Here is a 21,202-nt window from a genome sequence, read left to right as displayed (position 1 = left end):
ATATATGCCACGAGGCAGCGCCCCCACCTCCGCTGCGGATAGACCTGCGGCCCGACGGCCGGCAAGGTACAGTTCGCCGATCCATGCCCCAGATCACCCCGCTCGCAGACACCGCTGCACCCCTCGCGTCCGGCCCGGACACCCGCAACCCTGACGCGCCCGCCGCGAAGCCGCCGTCGCTGCCGATCGCAGCGCACCTGAAGCGCCTGCCACCGGACATCAGCCCGGAGCAGCTGGCGCAAATTCGCCAGGCCGCCTACAACCTGCCCCAGGTCGTCACGCCGGCCGACTTCATTGCCGAGCACACGCCGGGCTTCGAGGACTATCTGGATGGCAAGGGACTGATCCTGTTGCAGAAGGCCGTGCCCGGCGCACGCCCCAGCCGCTGGATAGAGCCGGCGCTGATGGGCGAGGCGTTGCTGCACCTGCAGGCCATGCACAGGGTCAAAGGCAGCGGCCGCATCGTGCGCACCCTGCTGCTGGAGCGCACCGCCCTGCTCGAAGGCCTGGGTCTGCAGCGCCGAGGCAGCGGCTGGCAGCGCCTGGCCAAGCAGGGGCTGAACCTGACCCTGCCCAGCGGCTCGGTCTGGCGCATCCCGGTCGCCTTCGAGCGGCCGACGGACGCCGCGCCGATCTGGCAGTTCTATCGCGACGGCAACCAGGCCGCCCTGCTGCAGGCGCTGGGGCCCATGCCGATCTACACCGAGGCGCCAGCCCTGGCCGCCCACCTGAGCGGCCTGGTCACCCAGGGCCTGGCACGCAAGGAACGGCAGATCGAATCGCTGCTGCCCGGCCTGCTGACCGAGTGCGCGACGCCGCAAGACCTGGCCCCGCTGATGGCCAGCTGCACCCGCGCGCTGGAGCGCTGGCAGCACCGCGTCGCCGAACTCGACACCCTGGAGGGCCTGAACACCGAGCTGGCCTTCCAGGGCTACCCCGACACCTTCCAGCGTGCCCGGCGCATGCAGCGCCAGATCACGCTCTACGTCGGCCCGCCCAACAGCGGCAAGACACACGCCGCCTTCGAGCGTCTGGCCAAGGCCGAGAACGGCGCCTACCTGGCGCCGCTGCGCCTGCTGGCGCTGGAGGGCCGAGACCGCCTGCAATCCCGCGGCGTGCCCTGCTCCTTGCGCACCGGTGAGGAGAATGTGCCGGCCGAGCAGGCCCGCGTCGTGTCCAGCACGATAGAGATGGTCGGCACCTCCGAGAGCATCGAGGTGGCGGTGATAGACGAAGCGCAGATGATCTTCGACCCCTATCGCGGCTGGGCCTGGACGCAGGCCATCGTCGCCGTGCCGGCCGAGGAGGTCATCATCATCTGCTCGGCCTATGCGGTGCCGGCGCTGCAGAACCTGCTGGGCCTGTGCGGCGAGAGCTGCGAGGTGCGCCAGTTCGAGCGCAAGCAGCATGTGCAGCTGCTGCCCGCGGCGGTGCCGATCGCGCTGCTGAAAAAGGGCGACGCGGTGGTCGCCTTCAGCCGCCGCGAGGTGCTGATGCTGCGCGACCAGATCGCCGCCGACGGCAAGTCGGTGTCGGTGATCTATGGCGCGCTGCCGCCCGAGGTGCGGCGCCGCGAGGCCGAGCGCTTTGCCGAGGGCGCGTCCGACATCCTGGTGGCCACCGACGCCATCGGCATGGGCCTGAATCTGCCGATACGCCGCGTGCTGTTCAGCACCCTGACCAAGTTCGATGGCGAGGCCGACCGCACCTTGAGCACTTCCGAGGTGCACCAGATCGCCGGCCGCGCCGGCCGCTACGGCATGCACGACGAGGGCTTCACCGGCGTGCTGCGCGAGGCCGAGCCCACCGCCGCCCGTACGCTCAAAGAGCTGCTGGAGCGCCAGCCCCGCGCCCCGCGCGACTTCAAGGCCCCGGTGGCGCCTAACTGGTGGCATGTCAACACCATCGCCACCCGCCTGGGCAAGACCCAGCTGCGCGAGGTGCTGGGCGTGTTCATGGATCAGCTGCGCCTGGACAACCAGCACTTCGAGGTCGCCGAGCTGGAACAGATGCTGGAGCTGGCCGATAAGCTCGACCACAGCGCCGGTGCCTTGAGCCTGCGCGACCGTTTCATCTACGCCCAGGCCCCTGTCGATACCCGCACCGTGGGCCAGGTCGAAGAATTCCTCGGCTGGACGCAGGATCATGCCAGGCGGGGCCGGGCCTCCTCGCCCTGGTTCCTGGCCGAGGTGGACGAACACAGCCGGCTGGACCGCATGGAAATGGCGCTGCGCTCCTGCACCCTGTGGCTGTGGCTTGACCTGCGCTTCCCCGGCGTGTTCGGTCTGGTCGAGGCGGTGGTCGATCTGCGCTCCCGTCTCAATGACGGCATCGAGCGCCAGCTCAAGGGCAAGAAGGCCCTGTGGCAGCGCGGCGGGCGGCGTTGAGCCTGGTCAAATCGGGTCGTTTCCTGGCCTCTTGAAATTCAGGACGAAGCCAATATTTCGGTGAGCAGACGCCGGCGGCGCATGGGGCGCCCGGTGTCGCACCCACTGAAAGGAGCTTCGTCATGTATGAATCAATGCTCAGCTTCCCGGGCGCGGTGTTCGGCGACTTTGAGCGTCTGCGCCGCGAACTCAACGAGGCCTTGGCGCCTACGGGCCTGCCCAGCAGCATCCGTTCGGTCGCGCCCGGCAGCTTCCCGGCAGTGAACGTGGGCAACACGCCCGGCAGCGTCGAGGTCTATGCCTTCGCCCCCGGCATCGATGCCTCCAAGATCGAGGTCAGCATCGATCGCGGCGTGCTCACCCTGGCCGGCGAGCGCCGGTTGACCGGCGCGCCGGATGAACAGAAGAAGACCAGCGTCTACGGCCGCGAGCGCATCAGCGGCGCCTTCCGTCGCGCCATCAGCCTGCCCGACGATGTGGACGTGGACCAGGTCCAGGCCAGCTACCGCGACGGCGTGCTGCGCGTCAGCATCGCCCGCAAGGCTTCGGCCCAGCCGCGGCGTATCACCGTCCAGTAAGTCTCGCAGCGAAAGGAGATCAACATCATGAGCAGCAAACAGGAACTCAGCACCAGCGCCACGCCGGACGAGCGCGCCCTGGTGCCCCGCGTCGATGTGTTCGAGGACGACGCCGGCATCACCCTGCTGGCCGATCTGCCCGGTGTGCCCCGCGAGCAGCTGGAGCTGAAGGTCGATGGCGACACCCTGTCGATCGAAGGCACGCTGGGCCAGTTCGCACCGGAAGGTCTGGAGGCGGTCTATGCCGAGGTCCGCGTCGGCCGTTACCGCCGCGCCTTCACCCTCAGCCGCGAGCTGGACCCGGCCCGCATCGAGGCCAATCTGAAGGATGGCGTGTTGAATCTGCGCATACCGAAGCAGGCCCATGCGCAGCCGCGGCGCATCGAGGTGCAGGTCGGCTGAGAGGTGGAGACCCCAAGCTGGGTTAGGCTGTGGCCTCTGCACTGTTGGAGGCCCAGCCATGACCCAGCAAGACATCCGCATAGCCCTGGTTTTCTCGCACGAAGACCAGTCCTGGATACGCCGCGAGGGCATCCCTGTGCCGGCGTTCTGGCAGGGCCACGCGGTGGCCCCAGCCCTGGGCGATGTGGTGCGCGTCGGCGGCCGCCAGTTCGTCATCGAGGCCCGCGTCTGGGAGCATGACGGTGCCCAGCCGGTGCTGCAGCTCTTCGTCGGCGGCAGCCATGCGCAAAGCGATACGACCTTTGGCTGAGGTACTGCCCCGCCACACCCCGCGCGTTACGCTGCGCCGCCTGGCGGTCAGCGACCTGGACGCCTTCCACGCCTACCGCAGCGACGCCGAGGTCGGCCGCTACCAGGGCTGGATGCCGATGACGCGCGAGCAGGCGCAGGCCTTTCTGGCCGAGATGAGCACGGCGGAGTTCTGTCCAGATGAAGCCTGGTTCCAGCTGGCCATTGCCGAGCGCGCCAGCGGGCGGCTGATCGGCGACATCGGCATCTGCGTTCACACCGGCGACGATGCCCATGCCGAGATCGGCTTCACCCTGGCGCCGCAGGCCCAGCACCGAGGTCTGGGCACGGAGGCGGTGCGCGCGGCGGTGGCGATGCTGTTCGAGCGCCGGGCCATCACCCGCGTCGTCGGCATCACCGACGCGCGCAACCTCGCTTCGCTGCGCCTGCTCGAGCGCATCGGCATGAGCCAGGTGCAGACCCTGCAAACCGTCTTTCGCGGCGAGCCCTGCACCGAACTGCTGTGCGAACTGCGGCGTCCCGCCGCCGCTACCGGCTAGATACCCAACTGATACTGACCCCTATACTTTGGCGACAAGAACAAGGGCGTCGGGGTGGGGTTTGATGTTGATGATTGCTTCCTCATGGCAGGCCAAGCCTGGAAACGGGCACGATGCGCGGCGCTGACTTCGTCCTCGGTGACTGGACGGTACTGCCCGGCGCCAACCGGCTGGAGTGCGGCGATCAGCTGCGCCAGGTCGAGCCGCGCGCGATGGACGTGCTGGTGGCCCTGTGCGAGCGCCCCGGCGAGGTGCTCAGTGCCGAAGACCTTTTGACGCAATGCTGGGGTGACGCGCCACTGGGCGACAACCCGGTGCACAAGACGATTGCCCAGCTGCGCCGTGCCCTGGGCGACAGCGCCACCGAGCCGCGCTATATCGAGACCATACGCAAGCGCGGCTACCGCGCCGTGGCCGCCGTGCGCTCGCTGGACGGCGGCATCGAGCAGGCCCGCGAGGGCGCTTGGACGGGTGGCTCGCCATTCCGCGGCCTGCTGGCCTTCGACGAGGCCCATGCCCAGGTCTTCTACGGCCGCGAGCAGGCGACCCAGGCACTGCTGCAGTGCGCCCACCAGCAACTGCTGAAGGAACAGGGCCTGTGCCTGGTGCTGGGCCCCAGCGGCTCGGGCAAGACCTCGCTGGTGCTGGCCGGCCTGTTCCCGGCGCTGCAGCGGCCCGAGGGCTTCGAGGGCTGGCGCGCGCTCAGCAGCACCAGCCTGGATCTCGGCGATGTCGGTGCGCAAAGCCTGACCACCGCACTGGCCGCTGCGTTGCTGGACTGGGAGCTGGACGAGGGCCGGCCCATGTTCCCCGGCGCCAGCGCCAGCTCGCTGGCCGCGCACCTGCAAGACGGCATGGACATGGTCTTGTCAGAGCTCGACTGGGCGCTGAAGCGCGAAATGACCGAAGCCCTGCAACCGCTGCAGCTTCTCCTTATCGATCGCCTGGAGACGCTGTTCGTCGCCCCCCAGTTCGACGAAGCCCAGCGCCAGGGCTTTCTGGACACCCTGCAGGCGCTGGCCCGCGGCGGCCGCGTGCTGGTGGTCGCCGCCTGCCGCAATGACTTCTATCCCCGCCTGGCCGAGTACCCGCAGCTGATGGCCAACAAGGCCCAGGGCGCGCATTTCGACCTGGCCCCGCCCACACGGGCCGAGATCACGCAGATGATCCGCCTGCCCGCCCGTGCCGCCGGCCTGAGCTTCGGCTTCGACCCGGCCACGCAGACGCGGCTGGACGATGTGCTGTGCGACGACGCCGCCCACAGCCCCGACGCGCTGCCGCTGCTGCAATACACCCTGGAGGAGCTGTACCGCCAGCGCGGCCCGCAGGGCGAGCTGAGCTTCGAGGCCTACCGTGCGCTCGGTGGCCAGCCGGGTGGCTCTGCCGGTGGGCTGGAAGGCGCGATCGGCCTGCGCGCCGAAAGCCTGATCGCCGCGCTGCTGCCCATCCAGCAGGAGGCCCTGCCCCATGTGCTGTCGCTGCTGGTGATGCTGTCGGGTGACGAATCGCGGGTCACAAGCCGACGCGCGCTCTGGGCCGAGTTGCGCGGCCCGGCCGAGCGCGAGCTGGTGCAGGCGCTGGTCGATGCCCGGCTGCTGGTCAGCGACCTGATCGACGGACAGGCCGGCTTTCGCGTCGCCCACGAGGCCATCCTGCGCCGCTGGCCCCGGGTCACCGACTGGATCGCCGCCCATCTGCAGGCCCTGCAGCTGCGCAGCCGTCTGCGGCTACAGGTGCAGCGCTGGCTGGACGAGGGCCGCAGCGCCGAGTACCTGCTGCCCAAGGGCAAGCAGCTGACCGAGACGCGCGAGCTGCTGCAGCGCGTCGAGTTCTCGTTCGGCCCGGCCGAGCAGGACTTCGTGCAGACCTCATTGCGCCGCGCCCGCCTGGGCGAGCGCCTGCGCCTGTCGGCCGTGATCGGCATCGCCGCGCTGGCCGTGCTGGCCGGCACCCTGGCCTGGCGCGCCAACCGCGCCGAGCAGATCGCCCAGCAGCGCAGCACCGAGGCGGACGATCTGGTCGGCTACATGCTCGGCGACTTCGCCGACAAACTGCGGCCCATCGGCCGGCTGGAGCTGCTGGACAGCGTCGGCGCCAAGGCGTTGGACCATCTGCGCACCGCACCGATCACCGACAGCCATGGCAGCCTGCAGCGCGCCAAGGCCTTGACCGTGATTGGTGAGGTGCGCGTATCCCGGCGTGAGCTCGATGCCGCCTTGCCGCCGCTTCAGGCCGCAGGGCAGTTGCTATCCGCGCAGGCGCCCGAGGGGCCGCTGGCCATCGATTGGCGCAAGGCCCAGGGCACCGCGGCCTTCTGGACGGGCCACGTCCACTACTCGAAACGGCAGTTCGACCAGGCGCGCGCAGCCTTTGAGGACTATCGCCGGCATAGCGCGGCGTGGCTGGAGGCCGCGCCAACCCAACCCGAAGCGCAGGTCGAGCTGTCGTATGCGCAGAACACGCTGGGCACGCTGATGCTGCACACCGGAGACCTGCCCGGCGCAACGCAGCAGTTTCGCCAGTCGATAGCACTCAAGCAACAGGTGCTGCAGCAGCGCCCGCAGAATTTGACGCTGCGCGCCGAATGGGCCGACAGCATGACCTGGCTGGGCTCGGCCCTGCTCTGGCAGGGCGAGTTCCAGCAAGCCCGGCAGCTGTTCGCCGATGGCTTGCAGGGCGTGGTCAACGCCCGGGCCTCGGCCCCCAAGGACCTCGAATGGGTGTACCGCGAAGCGCTGGCGCACTGGTGGCTGGGCAATGCGTGGCAACGCCTGCGCCGCTCGGCCGATGCCCACAGCGAATGGTCGAACGGCCTGGCGCTGACCCGGGAGTTGTTGCAGCAAGAACCCAAGAACCGCCGCTGGCGGCTGATGCAGGCACGGTTGGAATTGGCGTCGGCCAGTGCGCAGACCGGCAACACGGCGGCCTTGGCACCTCGCCTGCGCGAGTTGGCCGACGAGTTGGCGGGGCTGGACAAGGGCGCGCTGTCCGGCACCGCCCCGGAACGCCTGCCGCTGCGCGTACAGCTTCAGCTGGCCCTGGCCCGCTCCCTGCAATCCCAAGGCCAGCGGGTCGATGCCCTGCGCCTGTTGGACGAGCTACTTCCGGTGGTCAGCGACGCCGTGGCGCGCCGCCCCGAGGATTTGCGCTTGCGCGTCGAACACGGGCGCCTGCGGCTGGCGCTGGCCGCTGCGCAGCCGAAGAACCCTGCAGCACAAACCCAGTGCGCCGCGGTACTGAACGATTTCAGGAAATTAGGCCCGCTCTTGCGGGTTCATTTAGATATTACAGATGTCTGGATTCAGGCACATTCCTGTCTGGGTCAAAGTGGGCAGGTGCTGCGTGAGCAGGAATGGCTGTCGCAGCGCACACCGTCCGGTGTTTGATCCGAGATCAAAACCCAACCAAGCCAGAGAGGAATACTGTCATGCCCAATACTTACTACGTTCAGGCTCAGGTCGATACCCCGACCGGTCAGATTGCGGTGGCCAATTACTATATTGACAAGAAATGCTCGCAGCCGGCCACACTGCCGCTGAGCGTCGCCCTGAGCGCGGGCGCCTGCACCATTATTCAGGCCACCGATTCGACGCTGACGCTGGTGGGCGCGGTCTTCAAAACCATTGGCGGCGTGCCGGTACTGACGTCCAACAATTTCTACCCCGCCTCGCAAGGCAGCGTTTCCATCAGCATGCCCACCGATGACATGGTCACCAAGGGCGTGGTCCTGCTGTTCTCCGACCCGCTGCAGGTGAGCGCGCTCTACCCGACCTCGGATCCGCAAATCACCAACGAAACCTGAGCCAGCCTTCTGATGCCGAACTGATGTCGAGTTGACGCCGGCAAACCGGCGACCAGGGCGCACACTTCATTCCGGTCCTCAAGGCGTGCGTACTGGTCTGCCGCGCTGAAGCAGGGCCCGCAAACCCAAGGGTTATCCCTTGGGTTTTGTCGTTTCTGGGCTCCGGAAGCTTTCCGGAAGGTGTTTGTTGGCCGGTTTTCCTAGAGTGCGCTGGCACCCGGCGTTCTGCGAGCCGGGCAGATACCAGCCTGAGATCCGCCAGGCCGGTCCATACAAACACCTTGTTGGGGCCACCCATGACCAGCTTTGATCAACAACAGCCGCAGTTCGATTCCTCACCGTCGATCCAGGGCACCGCCGCGTCGGCACAGAAAGCCAGCGCCTCCAAGGGCCGGGTATTCCTCGTCACCGAGGTGCTGAAAGATCTGCGCACCGAGCGCCTGCAAAGCCAGGAAGAAATGGCACACGCCTGCAGCGACGGAAAATTCAGGGTGTCGATTGCCACCATCAAGCGCGCCGAAACCGGCCGAGCGGTCGTCTACCGGGTTGCCCGTGAATTGGCCCGCTATTTTGGCGTGCCGGTGCGGCAAATCATCAAGACGCCGGACAAATCGGGCATGCAGTGAATGAACATCAGTCCCTGATACTCATTTGATACCAATATGATCTGGCTCGGCACTGCCCGACGACCCAGACTCTGTGATCGCTCAGGGAAATATAAATAGGGGCCAAGCCCCAGTATCTGAATCCAGGACCAGCAGTATTGGGGTGATGCATCTCACTCAGCTGCTGGTGCCTGTGCGGCCCCAGCGGCCGATATGGGTGGCGTGGTCCACCGGAATATCCAGCGCGTCCGCAGCAACACCCGGCCCCGCGCCCAGCGGCGCCAGCAGTGCGCCCAGATCCGCCTCGCTGAATTTGACCGCGCCGGCCGCGTCATGGCCCAGCACGCCCTGGGCCAGGGCCAGCTTGCGGGCCTGCAGCTCCAGCATGCGCTCCTCTATGCTGCCCTCGACGACCAGCTTGTAGACGAACACCGGCTGGTCCTGGCCGATGCGGTGGGCCCGCGCCGTGGCCTGCTCCTCGACGGCAGGGTTCCACCAGGGGTCCATATGGATCACGGTGTCGGCGGCCGTGAGGTTCAGGCCCACGCCGCCGGCCTTCAGGCTGACCAGGAAGATCGGTGCCTCCCCGCTCTGGAACTGCTGCACTACGGCGCCGCGCTGCTGGGGCCGGGTCTTGCCGGTCAGGCTCAGGAAGGGCAGCTGCAGCTCGGTCAACTGCTCGGCAATCAGCTCCAGCATCTCGGTGAATTGCGAGAACACCAGCACGCGCCGGCCCTCGTCCACCAGGGCCGGCAGCATGTCGGCCAGCAGCTCCAGCTTGGCGCGTTCCATAGTCCTGGGTGTCTTCGTGCCCTTGACCAGATGGGGGTCGCAGCAGACCTGGCGCAGCTTCAGCAAGGCGTCGAGGATGGTGATCTGCGCGCCCTGAAAGCTCTGGCGCGCCAGCACGCGCCGCACCTGCTCGTCGGCCGCCGCGCGCACGCCCTCGTAGAGCTGGCGCTGTTGGCCCTGCAGCTGCACGCGCTTGATGACCTCGGTGCGCGGTGGCAGCTCGCTGGCCACGTCCTGCTTTCGGCGGCGCAGGATGAAGGGCCGCACGCGCTGGGCCAGCAGCTGCGCACGCAGGGTTTCGCCGTTCTCCTCGATAGGCTTGCGCCAGCGACGGGCAAAGTCACGCGCGTCGCCCAGAAAGCCGGGCATCAGGAAGTCGAACTGGGCCCACAGCTCGCCGAGATGGTTCTCCAGCGGCGTACCGGTCAGGCACAGGCAGTGGCGGGCCTGCAGACGGCGCAGCGCGCGGGCGCTGCGACCGCCGGCGTTCTTCACCATCTGCGCCTCGTCGAGTATCAGCAGATGGAAGCGCTGGGCGGCCAAGGCGTCGATGTCGCGCCACAGCAGCGGGTAGGTGGTCAGCACCAGGTCGTGATCGGCCATCTGCTTGAACAGCGTATCGCGCGCGGGCCCCTGCAGGGTCAAAAGGCTCAAGGACGGCGCCATGCGCCGCGCCTCGGCCTGCCAGTTGAAGATCAGTGAGGTCGGCAGCACCACCAGGGTCGGCAGGTCCAGCCGGCCGGCCTGTTTCTCGACCAGCACATGGGCGAGAGCCTGGGCCGTCTTGCCCAGGCCCATGTCATCGGCCAGGATGCCGCCCAGCTGCTGGGCCCGCAGATACTGCAGCCAGGCCAGGCCCTCGAGCTGGTAGGGGCGCAGCTGCACATTCAGGCCCTCGGGCGCCGCCACCGGCTGCGGCGAACCAAAGCCCTGCAGCCGCCGCGCCAGGCTGGCCAGGCCGGCCTCGCCCTCGAGCTGCCAGCCGCTCTGATCGCCGACGCGGTGCACCTGCACCAGGCCCCAGCGCAGCGCCTCGAGCCGGCGCGCCTCCCAGGCGCCCAGGCGCAGCGGGCCCTCCTGGTTTTGCGCGCGCAGCGGATCGGTCAGCAGATCGACCATCGCGCCGATGATGGCCTTCAGCGGCGCGGCCGGCACTTCGATGCGGCGGCCACCGGGGGCGCGCAGCGAGATCACCGCGCGGTCGTCGATGGCGGCAATCTGCGCTGCGCTGAGCCAGCGGGTGTCCCGCTTCAGCAGATCGGCCAGCATCGGCGCCAGGTCCAGGGTCTGGCCATCGATCTCGACACCCAGGCTCAGCAACCAGGAACCCTCGCGTTCGGGCAATTTCAGCTTGTCCACCGGGCGCTGGCGGGCGGCCAGCGGCTCGTTCAGCACCTTGCCCAGCAGCTCGCCGGTGTCCGGGCTGACGATCAGCTTCCAGCGCTGTACCGGCACGCTCTCGTGGGCAAAGCCGGGCTTGACGACCACTGCCCAGCCCAGGGCCTGCAGCCGCGGCACCTGCTCGGCCCAGAAGTCGCCGAAGAACTCCTCCTGGGCCAGGGTCCAGACGGGGCCCAGCTGCTCGCCGGCCTCGCGCTTGCGCCATTGCAAATGGCCTGCAGGCACCGGCACAAAGCCCAGCTCCCAGACCAGGTCGATCGCATCGGCCTCGGCCACCAGATCGCGCTGCATCAGCACGACCTGGCCCCCGGTGTCGTAGAGCTCCTGCACCGGTGCGGGCCGGCGGTTCAGCACCGAGTTCGGCGCCTCGGTCTGCCAGCGGGCGCCGGCCTCGGTGCGATAGGTCCAGCTGATGTGCGCAACAGTCACCTGCTCGCCGCGCGGGCCCAGCTTGCCGCTGGGCTTCAGGCCCAGCAGGCCGTCGCCACGGCTCAGTGTTTGCAGGGTCAGGCAGGGGCGGAACTGGCCGCTCACGGTGCCGGGTTCGGCATCCTCCGGCTCTGGTGGCGCAGGCGGAGGCGCCTCGGCCTCGCCGCGCAGCAGGGCCATCACGCGGGCGGCATCTTCATCGGCCAGGGTGGGCAGGCCTTTCAGGGTCGCCGCATCGGCCTGGCGGCGCAGCGCGTCCACCCAGGCGGCCACCACCTGCTCGCGGCGCGCGGCGGCATGGCGGTCTGATGGTGGCTGGGTCATGGATGGCGATTGTGCAGCCCCTACACTGCCGCCCCATGAAACCCAGTGACTCGAACCGCGTCCACTCGCTGGCCTATGCCCAGCGCATGAACAAGGTGCTCGACCATATCGATCGCCATCTGGACCAGGCGCTGGACCTGCCTGTGCTGGCCGAGGTCGCGCATTTCTCCGCCTTCCACTTCCACCGCCTGTTCGCCGCATGGACCGGCGAGACGCTGGGCGACTATCTGCGCCGACGGCGCCTCGAGGTGGCGGCCGTGCACCTGGCCAACAATCCGCGCCGGCCGGTGCTGGATGTGGCGCTGGCGGTCGGCTTCGGCTCGGGCGAGGCCTTTGCCCGCGCCTTCAAGCTGCGCTTCGGCTGCACACCCAGCGCCTGGCGCGAGCAGACGCCGCAGCGCTGGGCCGATGAACTGCAAGCTGTGCGCGCCGTTGCAAGGGATAGCAATCTGGGTCAGGCCGACAGCAAGCCGGGTCAGGCGGCGAGCGGGCCGTTCAACCATCCTGAGAACTCCTCAAACCAGGAGCCTTCGATGGAAGTGAAACTCAACACCCTGCCCGGCGCGCGCGTCGCCTATCTGCGCCACACCGGCCCCTATGGTCCCAGCGTTGGCCGCTTCTGGGCCGAGACCTTCTTCCCCTGGCGCGCCGCCCAGGGCCTGGGGCACGCCCCCTGCTACGGCATAGGCCACGACGACCCCAGCGTTGGCGACCCGGCCAAGTTCCGGTATGACGCCTGCGTCGAGGTGCCGGCCGACTATGTCGCCAAAAGCCCGGCCGGGATCACCGATCTTCCTGGCGGTCGCTATGCGGTGGCGGCCTTCTACGGCACCGGTGCCGACATCTCGCTGGCCTGGACCGAGTTCCTGCGCGACTGGCTGCCCGCCAGCGGCCTGGAGCCCGATGGCCGGCCCTGCTACGAGTACTACCCGGCCGATGGCCGCTACGACCCGGCCACCGGCGCCTTCGAGTGCCAGCTGTGCCTGCCGGTACGAGCACGCTGACGCCTCCGGCCGCGACGGCCTATCATCGGCCGCATCTCAGCTCAGCGGTGCCCGCCATGATCAGCTTGCAGCGTGATGTCGTCATCATCGGCACCGGCACCGCCGGCATGACGGCCTACCGATCGGCACTGGCCCACACGTCCAGTGTGCTGGCGATCGAGGGCGGGCCCTATGGCACGACCTGTGCCCGCGTTGGCTGCATGCCCAGCAAGCTCTTGATCGCGGCGGCCGAGGCAGCACACAGCGCGGTCGAGGCGCACCGCTTCGGCGTGCACATAGCACCGCCCCGCATCGACGGCGCGCAGGTGATGCAGCGGGTGCGTGACGAACGCGACCGCTTTGTCGGCTTCGTCACCGAGGCGGTCGACAAATGGCCGGCCGAGCACCGCCTGCAAGGCCATGCCCGCTTTGTCGCGCCCGGCGCGTTGCAGATCGACGATCACACCCGCGTCGAGGCCGGCCGCATCGTCATCGCCACCGGCTCGACGCCTGATATCAGCCCGGCCTGGCGCCAGACGCTGGGCGAGCGGCTGATCGTCAATGACGATGTGTTCGACTGGCAGACCCTGCCAGCCTCGGTGGCCGTGGTCGGCACCGGCGTGATCGGTCTGGAGCTGGCCCAGGCGCTGCACCGGCTGGGTGTGCGCGTGCGGGTGTATGGGCGCTCGGGACGCGTCGGGCCGCTGACCGATCCGGTGCTGCAGGCCTTGAGCGCCCAGATCTTCGCCGCCGAGCTGCCCATGACGCTGGGCGTCGAATTAACCGTGGCCCGCGATGGCGAGCAGGTGCTGGTGACGACCCCGGCCGGCACCGAGCGCTTCGACTACCTGCTCGCCGCCACCGGCCGCACACCCAACGTCAAGACGCTGGGGCTGGAACACGCCGGACTGCCGCTGGGTGCCAATGGCGTGCCGATCGCGGACGGCAACACCGGCCAGATCGGCAACAGCCCGGTGTTTCTCGCCGGCGACGCCAGCGACCAGCACATGCTGCTGCACGAGGCCGCCGACGCGGGCCGCATCGCCGGAGACAACGCCGGCCGCTACCCGGATGTGCGCGTGCGCCCGCGCCGCGCGCCGCTGGCCGTGGTGTTCAGCGATCCGCAAATCATGCTGGCCGGCGCCAGCTACACCCAGCTGCTGCACCAGGGCCTGGCTTTCCAGACCGGCCAGGTCTCGTTCGAGGACCAGGGCCGCAGCCGCGTGATGCTGAAGAACCGGGGCGCGCTGCGCGTCTATGCCGAGTGCGGCAGTGGCCGCTTCCTGGGCGCCGAGATGATTGGCCCGGCGGCCGAGCATCTGGGCCATCTGCTGGCCTGGTCGGCCCAGCGCGGCGACACGGTGCAGCAGATGCTGGACAGCCCCTTCTACCACCCGGTGATCGAGGAGGGCCTGCGCAGCGCCCTGCGTGAACTGCAGAGGGCGTTGCACATGGGGCCGCCGCCGGTGGAGCGCTGCCTGGACTGCGGGCCTGGGGCCTGAAGCTCAGTCCCCGTCCGGCAGTTCCCGCTTGCGCCCCGCGAATGCGCTGCCGCCCAGCAGCGCCGCCGCCATGCCCCAGAACAGCGGCGTGATGCCCAGCGTGGCGCCGACGGCACCGAAGATCAGCGGCATCACCGTCTGGCTGGTGTTGATCAGGGTCGTGCGCAGGCCCAGCGCCTCGCCGGCCCGGCCCACCGGCGCGGCCTGGTGCAGCAGGCTCAGCACCATGGGCTGCGGCGCGCCCAGGCCCAGGCCCAGCAGGAAGGCGATGGCCATCAGCACGCCGACGCTGTGCGTGAACGGCAGCACCACATAGGCCAGGCCCGACATCAAGAGCGAGGCCGCCAGCATCGGCCAGGGCTGCATGCGCTGCACGATGAAGGGCATGGCCAGCCGCACGGTGAAGGTGGCCGCCGCGAAGGCGCCCATGACGATGCCGATCTGCGATGCCGACAGGCCGATGCTGGTGCCATAGACGGGAATGGCGAAGTTGTACACATCCCAGGCCACCGTCAAGATGGCCATGGCGACGAACAGGCGGCGCAGCTCGGGGTCCTTCAGCAGGTCGAATACCGGCCCCCTGGGAGACGCATCATGCGGATCGTGCGGATGGCCGGCCGGCAGCAGCTTGCCGGCCAGCGCCACGATGGGCAGCACCGTGAACAGGGCCAGCACGAGAAAGGTGCTGCGATAGCCCAGCGTATCAATGCACACGCCGGTCAGCATCGGCGCGACAAAGGCCGAGGTCGAAAAACCCAGCGCCAGATAGCTGAAGTTGACCGTGCGGTCTTCCGGCACGCTCATGCCACCCACCGCGTGGTAGGCCGCCACATTGATCAGCATGAAGGACATGCCCACCACCACCGCGGTGAAATACAGCGCCACCGGATGCGGCAGCAGGAACGGTGCCAGGGTGCCGACACTGACGCCGATGGAGCCCAGCAGCATCGGCCGGCTCACGCCGATGCGATCGATCCAGCGCCCGGCCGTGACCGACAGCAGCGCCGGCAGCAGCGCGTACAGCGCGATCAAGATGCCCACCGTCAGCGGCGACGAGCCCTGGTGGATGGCGAACAGCGACACCGCAATGCGGCTGCCGTTGAATGCAACATGGTTGAGTACCGTCAGGATGATGATGAAGGGCAGGGGACGCATATGGCCTTGGCGGGTGTGCGGGCTCAGGTCTGTTCGGCCAGCCAGGCCTCGAAGACATCCGGCGGCATGGCCTTGGCGAACAGATAGCCCTGGGCGTAGTCACAACCCGCCTCGGCCAGCAGATCGCGCTGCAGCGGGGTTTCCACACCCTCGGCAATCACCTTCATCCCGAGTTCATGCGCCATCACGATGATGGCCCGGCACAGGGCCATGTCCTTGGACGAGAGGTTCAGCCCTCGCACAAACGATTGGTCAATCTTCAGATAGTCGATGTCGAACTTCTGCAGATAGGACAGCGAGGAGTAGCCGGTGCCGAAGTCGTCCAGCGACACGCCGATGCCGGCCGCATGCAGATCCATCAGCCGCGCCGCCACATCGGTGCTGCCGTCCAGCAGCAGGCCCTCGGTGATCTCCACCACCAGGCTGTTGCCCGGCAGGCCCAGGCTTTGCAGCCAGGCGGCCCAGGCCGGTCCCTGCTGCGCATCGACGCGGAACTGCACCGGCGACTTGTTGATGCTGATCTGGAAGTCCGGATGCAGCGCGGCGCGCCAGCGCCCCACCTGCGCGGCGGCCTGCCGGAACACCCAGTCGCCGATGTCTATGATCAGGCCGCTGGCCTCGGCAATCGGGATGAACTGGTTGGGTGCCACCGGCCCGCGCGTCGGGTGCTGCCAGCGCAGCAGCGCCTCGGCCTTGTGCACCGCGCCACTGCCGAGCTCGACGATGGGCTGGTAGTGCACCTCGAACTGGCCCGCGCCAAGCGCCGCGCGCAGGTCGTTGGCCAGGCGCAGGCGGTTCTGCGCCGCCTCCTGCAGGGCCGGCGTGAAGTAGCTGAAGCGCTTGCGACCGGCGTCCTTGGCCACGTACAGGGCCTGGTCGGCATGCTTGAACAGGTCCTCGATCAGCTCGGCGTCCTGCGGATACAGGGTGATGCCGATGCTGGCCGATACAAAGGACAGCTCGTTGCCCAGCTGGAAGCCCGCCGCCAGCGCATCCAGGACGGCCTGCGCCACCACCTCCACCTCGGCCGGGTCGCCCAGGCCCGGCAAGACGACGGTGAATTCGTCGCCGCCCATGCGCGCGACGGTGTCGCCCTCGCGCAGGCAGTGGGCGATGCGCTGCGCGGCCTGTATCAGCAGCAGGTCGCCCTTGTCATGGCCCAGCGTGTCATTGACCTCCTTGAAATGGTCCAGGTCAATGAACAGCAGGGCCAGCAACCGCCCGCTGGCGGCGCAGCGGGCCATCGCCTGGGCCAGGCGTTCGCGCAGCATGCGTCGATTGGGCAGGCCGGTCAGGCCGTCGAAATGCGCCTGCTGCCAGATCAGCGCCTCGTCCTGCTTGCGGCTGGTGATGTCGGTGTGGGTGCCTATCATGCGCAGCGGCCGGCCCTGCCCGTCGCGGCTGATGACCATGCCGCGCGTCAGTATCCACTTCCAGCTACCGTCCTTGCACTGCACGCGGTGCTCGTTGATATAGGTCGGGGTGCGGCCCTCGATATGGGCTTGGCGGTCGCGCAGCAGCTGCTCGATGTCGTCCGGGTGCGTGCGCTTGTCGAACTCCTCGGGCCGGCTCGTCAGCTCCTCTTCGCTGTAGCCGTACATCTCGATGAAGCGACGCGAGAAGACCTCCACCCCGGTCTGGGGGTACCAGTCCCAGACGCCATCGCCGGCACTCTCCAGCGCCAGCTTCCAGCGGTCCTCGCTCTCTCGCAGGCTTTGCTCGGCGAGCTTCTGGGCGGTGATGTCGCGCACCACGCAGATGCTGCGCCCGTCGGCCGTGCGCTGCCAGCGCCAGGCCAGATCGCGCAGCGAACCGTCGGCACAGACAAACTGCCCCTGCAATTCAAAGCCCTTGGCCCGAGGAGGTGCGGTGGCGACCGCCTGTTCCAGCAGCGCCCGTTGATCGGCATTGGCCAACTCAAGCCAGCACCGGCCAAGCAGCTGCGCCTCGGACCAGCCCAGCGTCTGCGCCCAGGCCGGGTTGACGCGCTCGAAAAGCCCGTCGGGCGTGAGCACGCACAACATGTCCAGCGACAGCTCAAACGCCAGGCCGGCCAGGCGCGCATCGTCGTCAGATGGCTCGATCTGCCCGAGAGAATTCATACCGCTCCTGTCCGGTGCATGCGAACCAGGCTCGCGGGGCCTGATAGGACTCAGCATAACCCGAGGCCGACAAGCCACCGCAACCGGCAATAGCGGCAATAGCCGCAAGACTCCGGACTGCGTTTTTTTCAGTTCATGAGTATCTTAAGAAAAGTGCCCCTGCCGGCGCGGGGTTGCCCCGCCATAGGCAGTCAATTTCAGCGAGAATCGCGGCGATCGGAAGCGCTTGACCAGATCAACGATAGCCGCGGCCGCGATAGCTGGCATGTCGCAGGCCGACAGACGCAACTCATCCCCGAGATTCGTTGATTCGTCGCACTCAGGATGATTTTTGACGACACCCTGCTTAAGGTGTCAAACAGAACAGATGGGCTGGCAGTTAGGTTCAAGAAACCCATTGGGGTCAGGTCTGAACCACTGATTGAACTCCAGAAGCCCGCATCCAATGTAGTCGTACCGCTGGGGCAGCCTTGCCATGTGCAGAGCTGGAACTGCGGTATGGATCGGGCCAATACAGTGAATTCTGCAAATATGAACATACCGTCAAACAAGCGTGACGCCGCTGGCTTAGAGAGCCGGCGGCTTGAGGGCGTCAAGTTGCTGAAGCAGGGCATGAGCCAATCCAGCGTCGCTCGTCAACTGCAAGTCTCGCGCCAGGCCGTGCATCAATGGGCTTCACAATTGTCCGAGGGCCAGGAACAGGCGCTGAAGGCCAAGGGCTTTGGCCGGCCGACCCGGCTCAGTACGGCCCAGGTGATCGAGCTGCGCAACTGGCTGCAGCGCGGCCCCCGCGCCGCCGGCCTGCCCCATGACCACTGGACCATCCAGCGCGTGTGCATGCTGATACACCGCCGCTTCGAGGTCGAATACAGCGGCCCCGGCTGCTGGGGCCTGCTGCAGCGGCTGAAGATCTCGCTGGAGGCGATCTCGTCGCCGGCACAAGATGAGATCACCGCCCTGGATGCGCCCGCCAGCATCGAGCAGCGCCCCAACAACCCGGCGCGCAGCTTCGACTATGTGGTGCACACCCTGTCGCAACGCGGCCCGACCGCCCGTGACTCCTACTTCCGCATGGGCAGCCAGTAGGCCTGGAGATTTGTCCTGGGTCCGGCGCGGAACCTTGCCGCGCCGGGGCTCTCGGCGATCAGCGTGCAGATGCTGCCGTTGCGGGTTCCCGCGGAGCCACAGACAGCGGGATCTTGAGACTCATATTTTGTTCACCGGGCGGTGGCGGCGGCATCGCCACTTGCGCAAGTACCCTGGTGACAGCCCGGTCAAGGTCGTCTCGACCAGAAGTCTCTATATTGCTGACCTGCGGTCGCTGCGCACCGTTCGAAAACTCGGCGAGCCACACGCCGCTGCCCGCGCCCGGCAAAGCGCCCTGGTCATGCGCCATCGACATCGCCTGCGATAGGCGTTGCCAATAGTTGCGCCGCCAATTCGTGAAGTCCTCTAGCTTTTGAGCTTCGTCGCTCAGCGAGGCGTAATCACTCAACAAGTGCATGTCTCGCCAGGACTGGTTGTCACCTCGGTATGCCCCCATACGCAACACACGCAACGCCTCGGCTTGATCCTTGGGTCCACCAAGACCCTCCCTGTGCAAGCGCGCCAGCGCCACCTCACCGGCGGGCACTGAGTGTGCAATGGCATCGGCGTAGTGCCGTCGCGCGCGAGCATAGTCGGGCGTCCAATCGGACTCCACCAAACGACCCATTGCCAAGTGACCCCGCCCGTTGTTGACAGCTGCTTGCCGATACAGGTCCATGGCCTTGGCCTGCGACAAGGAAACACCGGCACCGTCCTCATACCAGTGTCCCAGCAGCAGCTGGCAACTTGCTCGACCCGCCTCAGCAGCCGCCTCAACGCTCGCCAAATGTTGCCGATCGCGCGGGCCAGTACTCCGCTGACCGTCCGAAAGGTCCACGCAGCCCAAGGGCAGCCGGGCAGAAATCGACTTCGGCAAGGTCGCGGCCGTATTGGCGGGCTGCGCCATGACGGGCTGTACCAGCCAAGTCGCCAGCAGCAATGGCAACAACGGCCAGCCGCGAAACGGCGTTGATGAGCGCATGAGTATTTCCGACGAGTTTCAGACCCGCTTCATTCTGCCAGTCTGAGGGCGGACCGAGTCAGGCCAGGACAACTCCGTCACTGCGCTCGTCCGCCTTCGAACAGCGATGCGGTTGTTCAGCCGGCTTGCTGCATGCGCAGCCGCCGCGCCGCGTCTTCGGCGCGCGCATCGTCAATCTCGCGCAGCACCCCGCCCAGGTCCACCGGGCCGGCCTTGCGCTCGTGGTGGCCGGTCAGCGGCGTGTCCACCAGCAGCGCACCGCGCTGGTACAGGTCCCAGATCTCGGGGCCGAACTGGGTGCTCAGCAGGTCCGGGGCGAAGCCACCGAAGAAATCGCGCAGATTGTTCACATCGCGCAGCAACATGCGCTGGGCGTGGTTGTTGCCGGCGGCGTCCACCGCCTGCGGCAGATCGATGATGACCGGCCCGTCGTGGCTGAGCAGGATGTTGAACTCGGACAGGTCACCATGCACGACGCCAGCCGTCAGCATGCGCACGACCTCACCCAGCAGGCTGGCGTGGTGGGTGCGTGCCTCTTCGGCGGTGAACAGAACATCGTTGAGGCGCGGCGCGGCGTCTCCTGCCTCGTCCGTCACCAGCTCCATCAACAGCACACCGTCGCAGAAGTTGTAGGGCTTGGGCACACGCACGCCGGCTGCGGCCAGGCGGTACAGCGCATCGACCTCGGCGCTTTGCCAGGCGGCCTCGCTGGCCTCGCGGCCGAACTTGGTGCCCTTGGCCATGGCCCGGGCCTGGCGGCTGTTCTTGACCTTGCGGTTCTCGGTGTAATCGACGGCCTGGCGAAAGCTGCGCTCGGTGGCTTCCTTGTAGACCTTGGCGCAGCGGGTGTCCTCGCCACAGCGCACGACATAGACGGTGGCCTCCTTGCCGCTCATCAGCTGGCGTACCACCGTGTCGATCAGGCCTTCTTCAATCAGGGCTTGCAGCCGCTTGGGTGGTTTCATGGGCGCCATTCTGCGCCCGGCCCGAATTCAGCCTCCGTGGCTTTCTCGCGCTTGACGTTGCTCCAGCAGCTTGCGCACCGCGCGCAGCACCAGGGTCTCGTCGAGCTGGGCCTTGGGCGCCAGCGCCGAGGCCAGGGCCTCCAGGGTGTCGGGAGCCTGGGCCAGCGCCCGGGCCAGGGCCGACAACACGCACACGGCCGGGCGCTGCACCGCCTCGGGAATCTGGCCGCTGGCCTGCACCGTCACATGGTGGCGCACGCTGGCCACCGCCGGCGCCGACAGGCCCCAGCTCTCGCACAGCGCAGCGCCCAGCGCATCGTGGCTGACGCCAAAGGCGCGCTTCTCCAGCTGCACCAGGTCCATGTCCTGCTCGACGGCGCGCAGCATCGACGGATAGTGGTCGGGGGCGTGGCGGTAGAGCACCGCCTTGCCGCACTCCTCGAACAGGCCGGCCGAGTGCGCGGCCCAGGGATCGACGCCCAGCATCTGGCCCATGCGCCCCATCAGCACACCGCGCTCGGCGGCCCGCTCCCAGATCGGCTCCAGTTCCTTGGCCGGCGGGAAGGCGGCACGCATGCCCATCTCGAAGGTGATGGCAGCGACCTCGCGCATGCCCAGATAGGTCAGCGCCTGGTGCACGCTCTGCACCCGGCCCTTCAGACCGTACAGCGAGGAATTGACCGCCCTCAGCACCGAGGACGCCAGGGCCATATCGGACTCGACCAGAGTGGACATGGCCTGCAGATTGACCTCTTCCTCGGCCATCAGCAGGGACAGCTTGACCAGGACCTCGGGCTGGGACGGGATGTCGATTTCCAGCGTGCGCAATTGGGGATCAACGGACATGAACTTCCACCTC

Annotated in this window: 17 protein-coding genes; 11 read left to right on the top strand and 6 right to left on the bottom strand. The window is 67.8% G+C overall.

The annotated features are described in order from the left end of the window. The first annotated feature begins 83 nt into the window (after positions 1–83). The 8 genes from DES47_RS07920 to DES47_RS07885 all read left to right on the top strand — a co-directional run bounded on the left by DES47_RS07920 (position 84) and on the right by DES47_RS07885 (position 8,643). A complete protein-coding gene (locus tag DES47_RS07920; RefSeq protein WP_133700140.1) occupies positions 84–2,387 on the top strand; it encodes a helicase-related protein in 2,304 nt (767 codons plus the stop codon). A gap of 122 nt (positions 2,388–2,509) precedes the next feature. After that, positions 2,510–2,965 carry an Hsp20/alpha crystallin family protein gene (locus DES47_RS07915; RefSeq protein ID WP_133700139.1) on the top strand — a complete coding sequence of 152 codons (456 nt, stop codon included), beginning with the start codon at positions 2,510–2,512 and terminating at the stop codon, positions 2,963–2,965. A gap of 27 nt (positions 2,966–2,992) precedes the next feature. After that, on the top strand, positions 2,993–3,367 hold the full coding sequence (locus tag DES47_RS07910) for an Hsp20/alpha crystallin family protein (RefSeq protein WP_133700138.1): 375 nt from the start codon (positions 2,993–2,995) through the stop codon (positions 3,365–3,367). A gap of 58 nt (positions 3,368–3,425) precedes the next feature. Further along, a complete protein-coding gene (locus tag DES47_RS07905) occupies positions 3,426–3,677 on the top strand; it encodes a hypothetical protein (protein ID WP_133700137.1) in 252 nt (83 codons plus the stop codon). Further along, the gene (locus DES47_RS07900; RefSeq protein ID WP_208114935.1) at positions 3,670–4,215 is read left to right on the top strand and encodes a GNAT family N-acetyltransferase; all 546 of its coding nucleotides are present in this window, start codon (positions 3,670–3,672) and stop codon (positions 4,213–4,215) included. The genes DES47_RS07905 and DES47_RS07900 overlap by 8 nt, the downstream gene beginning before the upstream one ends. 113 nt (positions 4,216–4,328) lie before the next feature. Next, positions 4,329–7,601, top strand: a complete 3,273-nt coding sequence (locus DES47_RS07895; protein WP_133700135.1) for an nSTAND1 domain-containing NTPase — start codon at positions 4,329–4,331, stop codon at positions 7,599–7,601. Between the two features lie 41 nt (positions 7,602–7,642). Then, complete coding sequence (locus DES47_RS07890) at positions 7,643–8,017, top strand: hypothetical protein (protein WP_133700134.1); 375 nt, start codon at positions 7,643–7,645, stop codon at positions 8,015–8,017. A gap of 296 nt (positions 8,018–8,313) precedes the next feature. Further along, positions 8,314–8,643, top strand: coding sequence for a helix-turn-helix transcriptional regulator (locus tag DES47_RS07885; protein ID WP_133700133.1), 330 nt, complete (start codon positions 8,314–8,316; stop codon positions 8,641–8,643). A 156-nt stretch (positions 8,644–8,799) separates the two neighbouring features. On the opposite strand, the gene DES47_RS07880 is transcribed toward DES47_RS07885, so the two are convergent. After that, complete coding sequence (locus tag DES47_RS07880) at positions 8,800–11,568, bottom strand: DEAD/DEAH box helicase (protein WP_133700132.1); 2,769 nt, start codon at positions 11,566–11,568, stop codon at positions 8,800–8,802. A gap of 35 nt (positions 11,569–11,603) precedes the next feature. Between DES47_RS07880 and DES47_RS07875 the strand changes: the two genes are divergently transcribed. Continuing rightward, entirely contained in the window at positions 11,604–12,572 is a 969-nt protein-coding gene (locus DES47_RS07875) for an AraC family transcriptional regulator (protein WP_208114934.1), read from the top strand. A gap of 56 nt (positions 12,573–12,628) precedes the next feature. Then, a complete protein-coding gene (locus DES47_RS07870) occupies positions 12,629–14,053 on the top strand; it encodes a dihydrolipoyl dehydrogenase (RefSeq protein WP_133700131.1) in 1,425 nt (474 codons plus the stop codon). A 3-nt stretch (positions 14,054–14,056) separates the two neighbouring features. Here the strand turns inward: DES47_RS07870 and DES47_RS07865 are convergent, their stop codons facing one another. After that, entirely contained in the window at positions 14,057–15,208 is a 1,152-nt protein-coding gene (locus DES47_RS07865) for an MFS transporter (protein WP_133700130.1), read from the bottom strand. A gap of 23 nt (positions 15,209–15,231) precedes the next feature. Continuing rightward, on the bottom strand, positions 15,232–17,310 hold the full coding sequence (locus tag DES47_RS07860) for a putative bifunctional diguanylate cyclase/phosphodiesterase (RefSeq protein WP_166651903.1): 2,079 nt from the start codon (positions 17,308–17,310) through the stop codon (positions 15,232–15,234). 324 nt (positions 17,311–17,634) lie between these two features. On the opposite strand from DES47_RS07860, the gene DES47_RS28660 reads away from it, so the two are divergent. Then, positions 17,635–18,396: a helix-turn-helix domain-containing protein gene (locus tag DES47_RS28660; RefSeq protein ID WP_133700128.1), complete on the top strand. Its 762-nt coding sequence runs from the start codon at positions 17,635–17,637 to the stop codon at positions 18,394–18,396. Between the two features lie 58 nt (positions 18,397–18,454). Here DES47_RS28660 and DES47_RS07850 read toward each other — a convergent pair whose 3' ends face one another. From DES47_RS07850 to DES47_RS07840, 3 genes are all read right to left on the bottom strand, one after another. Beyond that, positions 18,455–19,378, bottom strand: a complete 924-nt coding sequence (locus DES47_RS07850; RefSeq protein ID WP_133700127.1) for a tetratricopeptide repeat protein — start codon at positions 19,376–19,378, stop codon at positions 18,455–18,457. Between the two features lie 116 nt (positions 19,379–19,494). Then, on the bottom strand, positions 19,495–20,343 hold the full coding sequence (locus DES47_RS07845) for a PA4780 family RIO1-like protein kinase (RefSeq protein WP_133700126.1): 849 nt from the start codon (positions 20,341–20,343) through the stop codon (positions 19,495–19,497). Between the two features lie 27 nt (positions 20,344–20,370). Then, positions 20,371–21,189 (bottom strand): HDOD domain-containing protein, encoded by an 819-nt coding sequence (locus tag DES47_RS07840; RefSeq protein ID WP_133700125.1) that lies wholly within the window; start codon positions 21,187–21,189, stop codon positions 20,371–20,373. Between the last annotated feature and the right edge of the window lie 13 nt (positions 21,190–21,202).

It is taken from the genome of Roseateles toxinivorans, from assembly GCF_004362525.1.
GTDB classification, from domain to species: domain Bacteria; phylum Pseudomonadota; class Gammaproteobacteria; order Burkholderiales; family Burkholderiaceae_C; genus Paucibacter; species Paucibacter toxinivorans.
The sequence above is the reverse complement of the archived record's forward strand: the minus strand, read 5'-3'. Positions and strand labels throughout refer to the sequence as shown.

What these genes read in the sequence shown, in the direction of transcription:
- DES47_RS07905 (WP_133700137.1), top strand. Translation starts at nt 3,426, where the DNA reads ATGACCCAGCAAGACATCCGCATAGCCCTGGTTTTCTCGCACGAAGAC.
- DES47_RS07865 (WP_133700130.1), bottom strand. Translation starts at nt 15,208, where the DNA reads ATGCGTCCCCTGCCCTTCATCATCATCCTGACGGTACTCAACCATGTT.
- DES47_RS07860 (WP_166651903.1), bottom strand. Translation starts at nt 17,310, where the DNA reads ATGAATTCTCTCGGGCAGATCGAGCCATCTGACGACGATGCGCGCCTG.
- DES47_RS28660 (WP_133700128.1), top strand. Translation starts at nt 17,635, where the DNA reads ATGATTTTTGACGACACCCTGCTTAAGGTGTCAAACAGAACAGATGGG.
- DES47_RS07845 (WP_133700126.1), bottom strand. Translation starts at nt 20,343, where the DNA reads ATGAAACCACCCAAGCGGCTGCAAGCCCTGATTGAAGAAGGCCTGATC.
- DES47_RS07880 (WP_133700132.1), bottom strand. Translation starts at nt 11,568, where the DNA reads ATGACCCAGCCACCATCAGACCGCCATGCCGCCGCGCGCCGCGAGCAG.
- DES47_RS07870 (WP_133700131.1), top strand. Translation starts at nt 12,629, where the DNA reads ATGATCAGCTTGCAGCGTGATGTCGTCATCATCGGCACCGGCACCGCC.
- DES47_RS07850 (WP_133700127.1), bottom strand. Translation starts at nt 19,378, where the DNA reads ATGCGCTCATCAACGCCGTTTCGCGGCTGGCCGTTGTTGCCATTGCTG.
- DES47_RS07920 (WP_133700140.1), top strand. Translation starts at nt 84, where the DNA reads ATGCCCCAGATCACCCCGCTCGCAGACACCGCTGCACCCCTCGCGTCC.
- DES47_RS07915 (WP_133700139.1), top strand. Translation starts at nt 2,510, where the DNA reads ATGTATGAATCAATGCTCAGCTTCCCGGGCGCGGTGTTCGGCGACTTT.
- DES47_RS07875 (WP_208114934.1), top strand. Translation starts at nt 11,604, where the DNA reads ATGAAACCCAGTGACTCGAACCGCGTCCACTCGCTGGCCTATGCCCAG.
- DES47_RS07885 (WP_133700133.1), top strand. Translation starts at nt 8,314, where the DNA reads ATGACCAGCTTTGATCAACAACAGCCGCAGTTCGATTCCTCACCGTCG.
- DES47_RS07890 (WP_133700134.1), top strand. Translation starts at nt 7,643, where the DNA reads ATGCCCAATACTTACTACGTTCAGGCTCAGGTCGATACCCCGACCGGT.
- DES47_RS07840 (WP_133700125.1), bottom strand. Translation starts at nt 21,189, where the DNA reads ATGTCCGTTGATCCCCAATTGCGCACGCTGGAAATCGACATCCCGTCC.
- DES47_RS07895 (WP_133700135.1), top strand. Translation starts at nt 4,329, where the DNA reads ATGCGCGGCGCTGACTTCGTCCTCGGTGACTGGACGGTACTGCCCGGC.
- DES47_RS07910 (WP_133700138.1), top strand. Translation starts at nt 2,993, where the DNA reads ATGAGCAGCAAACAGGAACTCAGCACCAGCGCCACGCCGGACGAGCGC.